The 5222-nt window shown below is 54.1% G+C and carries 5 protein-coding genes and 1 pseudogene; 2 read left to right on the top strand and 4 right to left on the bottom strand.

Annotated elements, in window-relative coordinates; all coding sequences use genetic code 11:
• Nucleotides 1-158: pseudogene (locus BMY36_RS19730) on the top strand (IS5/IS1182 family transposase); the annotation flags it as partial.
• Between the two features lie 404 nt (nt 159-562).
• Here the strand turns inward: BMY36_RS19730 and BMY36_RS18810 are convergent.
• Nucleotides 563-2101: a type I restriction-modification system subunit M gene (locus BMY36_RS18810; protein WP_050519391.1), complete on the bottom strand. Its 1539-nt coding sequence runs from the start codon at nt 2099-2101 to the stop codon at nt 563-565.
• A gap of 540 nt (nt 2102-2641) precedes the next feature.
• Entirely contained in the window at nt 2642-3484 is an 843-nt protein-coding gene (locus BMY36_RS18805) for a helix-turn-helix domain-containing protein (protein ID WP_050519390.1), read from the bottom strand.
• A 122-nt stretch (nt 3485-3606) separates the two neighbouring features.
• Here BMY36_RS18805 and BMY36_RS18800 point away from each other — a divergent pair, with 122 nt between their 5' ends.
• On the top strand, nt 3607-3828 hold the full coding sequence (locus BMY36_RS18800) for a DUF2061 domain-containing protein (protein WP_050519389.1): 222 nt from the start codon (nt 3607-3609) through the stop codon (nt 3826-3828).
• A 182-nt stretch (nt 3829-4010) separates the two neighbouring features.
• On the opposite strand, the gene BMY36_RS18795 is transcribed toward BMY36_RS18800, so the two are convergent.
• Together BMY36_RS18795 and BMY36_RS18790 are read right to left on the bottom strand one after the other, a co-directional pair.
• Complete coding sequence (locus BMY36_RS18795; RefSeq protein ID WP_050519388.1) at nt 4011-4259, bottom strand: ParB/RepB/Spo0J family partition protein; 249 nt, start codon at nt 4257-4259, stop codon at nt 4011-4013.
• Nucleotides 4260-4785: 526 nt separating this feature from the next.
• Nucleotides 4786-5222, bottom strand: a 437-nt coding sequence (locus BMY36_RS18790) for a recombinase family protein (RefSeq protein ID WP_217646641.1), incomplete at its 5' end; no start/stop codon positions are given.

Genomic DNA, 5222 nt, shown 5'->3' with positions numbered 1-5222 from the left:
TCGAGCATATTTTTGGCGCGCAAGCCAACGACATGGGCGGCACCCTCGTGCGCACGATCGGTCTGGTTCGGGCCAAGGCCAAAATCGGGATGAAGAATCTCACCTACAACATGCGCCGTCTCGCCCAACTGGGTCGCATCAACCCTCACCCAGCCTGAAACACGGGCGAACACAGACGCAGATCATGCTGCGCATCGCCAAAAACGGCCCTGAACCGAAGGTCCGCGAAGCGAAATGGGCAGCACATCATCAAACCCAAGGCAACACTCTGTCAGTTGAAGGTCGCTGACGCGCTTTGGGCGGAACCTGCTATCCCGTTGCCGCGAAAACAGTCAAAAATCGAGGTGCCCATACGATTTTGGTGGAACAATGTTAATTGTTCCGCAAGTTGCGCCACGGCAAGTTACGGCGATGGTCGTTCTATCGTGAGTATATTCAGAATAATATCCAATTGGCCCATTAGCACCGTAAACCACATAACCGTCGTCAAGTAGCTCCGTTGCGGGAACTGTCTTGTGTTGCCTCGGTCTGCAAATTTCGCCGAGTGTTATTCCCGGCCAACTCATCCTAGCATCCCCTCCAACCGATCCAGCCCTTGCGTTATCTCGGCCTCAAGCTCGCGCAGTTCGGCAATAATTTCGGCGGGGGATTGGTGGATGACCTCTGCGTGCTCAATTTCCTTATAGCGGTTTAGTGACAGATCCCATGTTCCGCTGGCGATAATCTCGGATGCGGGCACCATAAAGCTTTGCGCGGTGCGGGGGCGTGCGGCCTCCGCGCCCAGTGCCTGCCAACGGGCCAGGATATCGGGCAGGTTGTTCTTGGCGTGCTCTTCGTCCGTCAGTTGCTCAACTGGCGTTGGCCCCAGCTTGGTGTCATCCAGCAGTGGTGTGCGCTTGTCATCAAGGCTTTGCCCGTCGGCGGTCATGTCATAAAACCACACATCGCCGGTGCCGCCCACGCCGGTTTTGGTAAAGATCACAATCGCGCAGGACACCCCCGCATAGGGGCGAAACACGCCCGAGGGCAGCTTGATGATGGCATCAAGTTTGTGATCTTCAACCAGCATCCGGCGGATGTCCTTGTGCGCGCCGGATGATCCAAACAGCACGCCATCTGGCACCACCACCGCAGCACGCCCGCCCGTGCGCATCAGGCGCAGGAAGAGGGCGATGAACAGCAGCTCGGTCTTTTTGGTTTTGACGATCTTCAGCAGGTCTTTGGCGGTGGTGTCGTAATCCAGCGATCCGGCAAAAGGCGGGTTGGCAAGGATGAGTGAATAGGCGCCCGCGTCGGCGTTATGCTCTTCGGCCAAGCTGTCGCGGTAGGTGATGTCAGGGTTGTCCACCCCGTGCAGCGTCATGTTCATCGCGCCAATCCGCAGCATGGTGCTGTCGAAATCAAAGCCGTGGAACATGCCGTTGTGGAAATGCGCGCGGGACTCAGCGTTGCGCATCATCTGCGGGTGGGTGTCGCGCAGGTATTCGCCCGCCGCCACGAGAAAGCCGCAGGTGCCCGCCGCCGGATCGCAAATCGTATCGGTGGGCGTGGGGGCCATCAGGTTGACCATAAGGGCGATGATGTGGCGCGGGGTGCGGAATTGGCCATTGGTGCCCGCGCTGGCGATCTTGCCGAGCATATATTCATAGACGTCGCCTTTGGTGTCGCGGTCGTCCATCGGGATATCGTCGAGCAACTGCACCACCTTGGCCAGCAGGTTGGGATTGGAAAACCCCAGCCGCGCATCCTTCATGTGGGTGCCGTAGGACGAGCCGCTTTCGCCCAGATCGCGCAGGAAGGGGAAGACGTGTTCATCCACAATGCGCATCATCTCGCGCGCCTCAAAGTTTTTGAAGCGCGACCAGCGGAGGTTGCCATAGGCTTCGCCCTTGGGATCGCTGCCTTCGGGGAATATCCGCCGGTCCAGCGTGCCGCCTAGCATTTCAACCTTGGCCTCCTCGGCTGTCTGGATGTCGTCAAGGCGTTTGATGAACATCAAGAAGGTCAACTGCTCAATCACCGAAAGTGGGTTCGAGACACCGCCCGACCAAAAGGCATTCCAGATTTGGTCGATTTGCGAACGGATCGGGCCGGTGAGCATAAGGTCTTTACCTATCAAGGAATTTGCGAGGACACTAAGTGGGTTGCGGCGACAGAGCAACCGACTGCGAACGACATCACGGGAAGCAACGCTGGATTTATCTTTGGCCAAAATCCCAAGGCGGGCCGGGATCAGGCTGCATGGAACAGGAGCCCCAGCAGAGTGGTCATCTAAGCAATCCCGTTGCCTCTCGCCAAAGCGCGGCGCAGCTAGCGGACGGAGTTCAAAATGAGCGCTGGAGGGGGGCTGCAGCGTCAGGTCTTGTTTTGGGTCCCACTTTTACCAGAAAGGCACCCGATGACTCTCCGTGCGCCCTCCCTGGAATCGCCAGGGCGCACATTGCCAGAAGTGTCGCTGCAGTTCGCCTGAAATCATCTGCTTGCCTGCGATGCCTGATGACAAACGTAAAGCTGACTTGATGCGTCGAGGATCGAAGACTGGTAATTCGCTGCAGTCAAAGCCGAGGTCGGCTGTCCGGACTTAGTAAGCTTTTGCTGCACCCGCACCAAGGGTCGCTTCTGGTCAAACTGTAAGGCGGCGTCACTGCTTCATGAGCGAGCGAATATAGATCGGAACATTTCGAGCGTCCACAGTTGCCTCGCGGACAAGCCAGTCAAAGTGACTTGAGAGAGACTTCACGCGCTCAATCTCACGAAATGCGAGATAGCATTGTCCAATATAAACGACAGCCAAGTTTGGGCCAAAAACTGTGACGGGTGAGCTGAATACCCTATGCGCGTCAAACAAGAATATCCGTAACCTCGGAAACATTTGATCGCACTGATCGGCTATAAAATTCAATTGTTCACGTCGGATGCTTTCATCAACGCCTTTATAGTATGCCGTTCCAGCTGCGCAGGACTCGATTTCGTGAATAGGCAGGGCAATTTCATAATCAGAAACGCCTGAAGACAACCATTCAAGTTGATCCCGCATCGCATTGTATGCCTCGGGCAAACGGCGTTCTTGCACGGAATCATATTCCCATTCCAACATGCTTTTTGTTTTTAGAATATCTGGTAGAGTTGCGGGGACATGGCGTACTTTGTAACCCGCCGCCTCACGATGCCATTCAAGAAGTTGTTCATCTGCCGAAGTGCGTTCGGCGGGGCTAAGAAACAGCGCAGCAGCAACAATATCGCCGGGGGTTTCCGGCCTATTTGTCAGACCAAGTAGCCAGTCTGTGCTGACGCCCAATGCATCAGCAACATCCGCTGCCAACTGTGCGTTTGGCAGACGTGGATGATCGTCTTTAAGAAGCTGACCAATGGTTGAGCGATCAACTTTCGTTTCTCTGGACAATGCACTTTTGGTCACGCCCTTGCGCAACATCGCTTCCTCTAGGCGTTTTCGAAAAATGTCTGCGCGATACCGCTTGTCCATTACAATCTACCTTGCAGATTAGATGCTACAACATAGAGTTAACGCAGCAAATTCACATAATGTCCATACAGCCACATCCGGGATAGTTCAGTGGAAATTCAATACACTTCGAGGAACCCCGAATGGACAGCAAAATCAGACTCTTTACCAAGGCCGCAACCTGGCAAGCCGCTGGGTTCTTCTCAATGATGCTGATTGGGTTTCTCTTTACGGGATCATTTGCAGCAAGCGGCGGCATCGCCTTTGTTGGAGCAGTGACCGGATTTGCGTGCTACTTGGTGCACGAGATGGCTTGGTCAAGAATCTCTTGGGGGAGAGATATTGTTCGCTCTTCAGGCAAATAACCACCTGCAACAACCTCAATCACCTAAAGCAAGGTTTAGCCTACCAAGAATAAGCTGACGTTAGTCGTAATACAGAAAAGTGGTAAGAAGTGCTCAAACCTGCCGTTAGCTGCGCTGACCATGAACGTCAGCTTCAGGCATCTGCGATAAGGATGTTGCTTCAGATTCGGACACAACGATCTTCAATGCAACCGTGCATGGACCAAGTAGACATTGACCGTAGCCTCCCCTAGCGCCCGCAATGCTTCCAAACGGTGAAGACCCTCGATCAGCACATAACCGTCATCAGCACTCCTGACACTGATGGGAGTGGTTTGGCCGTTTTCGAGCATATCATTGGCAATATCTTGAACCTTAGCGGGCTCAAGCGTCTTTTTGCGTTTTGCCGGAACGCGCACATCGTCAATCGCGAGGGTTTCTTTCATTAACATCTGCTTATCCTGCACGGCTTGCGCTGCGATAGCCAGAGTGAAGTTGCGACAGCCCTAGTAGGGTTTGGGCAGTCAGTGCTTGGTCGAGGTCACCAGATGGCGATCCGTATCAAGCGTCAGACATTTCGACCAAAGCAGTGTTTTACAATAGACGCGATCCGCCAATCTGTTTTCGCTAATCCGCGTTTCGTCAAGGAACCCAATCCACGTCAGAGGTCGCAACACGTTTGAGACCTGAAACCAATAATGATCGCGATACTTACGGTCAGAGGGATCAGACAGTGGCTTCAAGCTGTACATTGGTCGCATCGAGCCCGGACCTGATGGCAATATGAGCGCTAAAGGGGCGCCACAGCGCCAACTCATGCTTTGGGTCATCGGAAGCCGAAAGCGTGTTAGATGACTCTCCAGGAGCCCTCCTTGGACTCCCCAGGGTGCGCCTTGCCAGAAGTGTCGCCGCAGCTTCGCCTGAAGTCACGTGCTTGCCTGCGATGCCTTCTGATAAAGTGCGCCCAAACGCGAAATGTCAAAACATACCCCAAAATGGGTCGTTCGCAGAGTTATCCGGATCATCCTCATCGTCTGCCGTTGTGTCGTTCGCAACGATAGGCTCCAACGTTTGTGCTTTTTGAGAAATCATCGTACATGCCGGAACGGTGTTTGAGGTTGCTGCCTGCAACGCATCTTCTGCATCAAGCTCACGCTCCAACTGCTCCCTTTCACGGACAATAGCTTTAGCCGATTTGTGCATACGGACGACATTCCCTTCGTTCCATTGTAATTTTCTAGGCGTGACGATACCGCGCTTATTGAGAAGGTCCGCAAACGATTTGTGTGACAAACCAAAATACGCGGGATCTTCAATAAGGGGCACCTCGATTTTTGACTGTTTTCGCGGCAACGGGATAGCAGGTTCCGCCCAAAGCGCGTCAGCGACCTTCAACTGACAGAGTGTTGCCTTGG

The organism is Pseudorhodobacter antarcticus, from assembly GCF_900110135.1.
GTDB classification, from domain to species: domain Bacteria; phylum Pseudomonadota; class Alphaproteobacteria; order Rhodobacterales; family Rhodobacteraceae; genus Pseudorhodobacter; species Pseudorhodobacter antarcticus.
The sequence above is the reverse complement of the archived record's forward strand: the minus strand, read 5'-3'. Positions and strand labels throughout refer to the sequence as shown.